The organism is Desulfobacter sp. (genome assembly GCF_050177295.1).
On sequence record NZ_JBFXHE010000390.1, the window covers coordinates 1 to 4192 of the forward strand.

The 4192-nt window shown below is 49.1% G+C and carries 4 protein-coding genes; 2 read left to right on the forward strand and 2 right to left on the reverse strand.

All coding sequences use genetic code 11. The features are described from left to right. Positions 1–183: 183 nt before the first annotated feature. Positions 184–1467, forward strand: a complete 1284-nt coding sequence (locus AB7U36_RS19660) for an Hsp70 family protein (protein WP_428161334.1) — start codon at positions 184–186, stop codon at positions 1465–1467. Here AB7U36_RS19660 and AB7U36_RS19665 read toward each other — a convergent pair. After that, the gene (locus tag AB7U36_RS19665; RefSeq protein WP_428161335.1) at positions 1408–1758 is read right to left on the reverse strand and encodes a hypothetical protein; all 351 of its coding nucleotides are present in this window, start codon (positions 1756–1758) and stop codon (positions 1408–1410) included. The two genes, AB7U36_RS19660 and AB7U36_RS19665, sit on opposite strands and share 60 nt — an antisense overlap. Between AB7U36_RS19665 and AB7U36_RS19670 the strand changes: the two genes are divergently transcribed. Beyond that, a complete protein-coding gene (locus AB7U36_RS19670; RefSeq protein ID WP_428161336.1) occupies positions 1741–2235 on the forward strand; it encodes a hypothetical protein in 495 nt (164 codons plus the stop codon). The two genes, AB7U36_RS19665 and AB7U36_RS19670, sit on opposite strands and share 18 nt — an antisense overlap. 66 nt (positions 2236–2301) lie before the next feature. Here AB7U36_RS19670 and AB7U36_RS19675 read toward each other — a convergent pair whose 3' ends face one another. Further along, complete coding sequence (locus tag AB7U36_RS19675; protein WP_428161337.1) at positions 2302–3690, reverse strand: peroxiredoxin family protein; 1389 nt, start codon at positions 3688–3690, stop codon at positions 2302–2304. Between the last annotated feature and the right edge of the window lie 502 nt (positions 3691–4192).

Sequence of the window (4192 nt, forward strand, 5' to 3'; positions counted from 1 at the left end):
TGACGGTCAGGACCCTTTGGTCTGGCATCTGATGGCAAGGGCCCGGCTAGATCAAGGTAATATCGTCCAGGCGGTTTCCCTGGCCAAAAAATCCGACAGCCTGGCGGCTGCATATCCGGACGTAAAGGAAAAAAACGCAAGGCTGCTTCGCCAAGCCCAGGGCAGCAGGGATTAGGAAAGCGCATGTCCCCGGCATTTGGTATTGATTTCGGCACCTCCAACTCTGCGCTGGCCGCAAGTGTTGACAATCAGGTTACTCTTTTGGATATTGATCCGGGCAATCCCCTTTCCAATTCTTTGAAATCCATTCTTTATTTTATAAGGGAAGAGGGGCAGACGCTCTCCTTTGTGGGCTATGAAGGGGTTAAACAGTATATCGACAACGGTGCCGAAGGCCGGTATATGCAGTCGATTAAATCTTTCTTATCTGATCCCTCTTTTCAGAAAACAAATGTCTACGGTAAAAATTATACCTTGGAAGAGCTGATCAGCCTTCTTCTTAATATTATGAAAAAGCGGGGGGAGAAAATCATTGGCCGGGAGGTGGACAATGTTGTGCTTGGCCGTCCGGTTATTTTTTCAACGGACGAGGAACGTGAACGCACCGCAACCCGGCGTCTGATAAACGCGGCGCAACTTGCGGGTTTCAAAAAGGTTACCCTGCAAATGGAGCCTGTGGCCGCAGCCCGGGCCTATGAGAAAAGCCTGCCTCCAAACCGGGAACAGCTGGTGCTGGTGGGCGACTTTGGTGCAGGCAGTTCTGATTTCACCGTACTCAAGGTCGGCAATCCGCCCCACTCCGGAGATAGGGAGCAGGACATCCTTTCCGTTGGCGGGCTTTATATCGGCGGGGATAATTTTGATTCTCTGATCATGCGCCACAAGGTGGCAAAGCACTACGGCACGGATGTTAAAGTCAAATCCATGTTCAGTGACAATCTTACGGGGCTGTCTCCATTGGTTTTAAGTCATCTGATGCAATGGCATCGCATACCCTGGCTTCGGCGTCCCCAGACCCTTGCAAATATAAAGGAACTCAAAGTCGGTGCCGGGCTTAAAGACCGGTGTCTGCTGGAAAATCTGGAGCGTTTAATTGACGATAACTATGGTTATCTGTTATTTCGGGGCATTGAATCAGCCAAGTGCCGCCTGTCCGACCATGGAGATGCCACCTTGATTTTCAAGGATTACGGTGTCACCATTGAAGAACGTATTACAAGAACGACATTTGAAGATATGATCCGGGATCTGGTTGCAAAGATAGATGCCTGTGTGACGCATACCCTTGACAATTCCGGAATCGGAGCTGAACAGATCGATGCCGTGTTTTTAACCGGCGGTTCTTCCTATATTCCGCTGATCAGGGGCATATTTGAATCCAGATTAGGCGCAGATAAGATCAAAACATCAGACGCCTTCACCAGTGTGGCCTACGGGCTTGGGCTTGAAGCAAATCTGATGAGATAATCCGGCGCACCGCCTGACCGAATCAGCGATGACCCGGACATGGGACCTGGACATGGAAATATTAATATCTTCAATGGTGTTTACGGCTGACATAGTGTTTCGAATGGGCTCGGTAATGTTTATCAGTCTTTTCGGGGTGGAGCTGTTCATGCAGATGGGATTGATGCGCCGCCTGAAACCTGTTGGAAAGCCGATTTCAAGGATTGCCCGGCTACCGGCCGAAACAGCGGTTTGTTTTCTGGCCGCAATAGGCTCCATGATCGCGGCCACACCATGGCAGCCCAATTCCATGCGGACGCACGCTTAGACGACCGTGAACTGCGGCTGACAGGCATCCTCAATACGGTGCCCTTTCATCTCAGGGAGACTCTGACCTTTCAGCTTCCTGTTGTTCTGCCTCTGCTCGGCACCCGTCTGGCCGTGATTTACATTGCCGCCTTCTGGCTTACCGGCGTGCTCAAACTTTGCTACGTGTTGATCTGCGGAAGGACCTGGGGCAATGGCAACGTGCCTGTGGAAACCGGGGAGGACCCGTTTTCGGCCTACGAATGCTCGCCGGATGATCCGGAATGTCTTAACCGCAGTTTGACCCGGCTTTTGAAAGCCGGAGGCCTGCTCATGATACCGGTTACCCGCCTGCGCCGGACCTTGCCTCGGTATATCGCCATTTACGGAGGCCGCAACGGTACTGTCATCTGTGGTCTGACCATGGCGTTTGGTCTTTTGTCCAGAATACTGATTCTGGCCTGGATTCTCTTGTTTTATTAGTTTTTTACGCCTTGCATGGCCACTTTTCGTCCAAACATGGACGCCATTTAGGACGATGGAAATTGATTATGGGTGCAAAAGGGATAGTTCCTTTTGCACCCGATCAATTATCTCATCTGCCATGGCACTCTTTTTAAGGACCACGCCTTTCTTATCCAGCAGGTAGAGTGTTGGAATGCCCATCACCGCATAATTCCTGAAATTGGTCCCGTCCATTCCGGTAAAGTCACAATAGTTGTCCGGCCATTGATGATACCTTTGTTTTTTCTCAAACCCCTGTTCTGAATTGTCTCCGCTGACGGCAATCACCCGTACATTGTGCTTTTTCAACCATTTGTACCTGTTCGCTAAAACGATCAGGGCATCTTCACACAGGGCGCAACTTCCTTTGTAAAACAGCAGAATGGTGTAATCTGCATTCAGGTTGCCGGTTTCCAGGACAATATCCCTATCGCTTTTACCTGTCTGGGTCAGGAACGGTGCCTTGAATATGAGGTTCGGGGCTTTCCGGCCGGTGAGTATTTTAAAGGATGACATCATCCGCCGGGTTGTATCGCTCAACTCGTTCATGGCTTGGGGGTGTTTGTCCAATTGGGTTGCAATTACGGGGAGCAGTTCATCTTTCCCCTTCTGTACCAGCAGGGGGACAACTGTTTCCACAAAAGCGCCCAGGATTTTATCTTGGTCCATGCGATTGAGGGCTGTGGTCAGTTTTTTTTCAAACCCGGCATCTCCGTCTTTTGATCTGATATTCATCATCACCCAGTTATCCAGGACCCGGTCCCAGTGTCCGCTGGTGTAAAGATCCATGAAGTTCATGGTATGGGTCACAAAATCATTGAAATAGCGGACATGGTCTTCCCGGTTCTCATAAACCTTGTCCGCCACCCCCCTGGTAAAGTCGACAATTTCTCCAAACCGGGCTGCATACAAAGGACTCTTGCGCCTCTCTTTCTGGGTCTGTTCAAACTGACGACGCAGTCTTTCCTGTTCTTTTGAAGCGGTTTTATGAAGATCCTCCTCCTGAGAATAGGCTTGAAGCAGATGGTTTACAGCGCCCAGCTTTTTCAAGATGTCCTGTTGTTTTTGGCCCTGTGCTGACAGGTAATCGTTTTCAGGGTTGGCCTTGTAGATGATGTTATCAGGGCCGGGGTGCTCTGACAGGCATTCCACAGAGAACGTCTTGCCCACATAGATCATGTCCAGGCCACCGCCTTTTTTGAGCATCCACCGGCTCATACCGCGGTAGTCTTGGTAGGTTTCGGGCATGAGCAGGGTCACCCGGCCGTCTGGGGGAATTTTACCTGAGCGGGCCGTGAGTTCTTTTTCACCCTGAAATATCTTCCAGTCATAGTTTTGTCCGGCAAAATGGGGGAAAAACAGATGGATTTCCTGAGCGTAAACTGTTGAGATCGATAATAGGATAACTGCACATGCAATTGATAATTTTTTCATATTAATATCGTGTTTTCTCTGCTCTTATAAAGATAAATGTCCTTGCCCGTTTCTCCTCTTGTAATGTCATTTTACAAAAAATTTCGATCACCTCGCTGTCTATTTTTTCCTACCAATATCGTACGACCTATATAGAAAATTTAAATAGTCAAATCATTCTGCGATACAGCGCACCGAGAGTCCGGTTGTCATGCTCGCACGGGCTGTGTAGAAATCGTCGTAGCCGATCGTGTACCACGCCACTCCGTAGGAAATATATGTGCTCAACCAGTAGGAGGCGTAATGTCCCTGCTCATCATTCAGGCCGCTGTACGCGTCGTATCGCCGCCCGGCGGCCGGTAACATCAAATTATCTCCAAAAAAAGTACCAGCGCTGTAATTAGTATCTGCTGATTTTCTCCTATATGAAGAAGATAGCCTTGACCCCCTTTTAAGACCTTCATTAAAAAATCATGGTAAAAAAAGACTTGTTAGGGGTTTAGAGCGTTTTTTAAGGCAATTT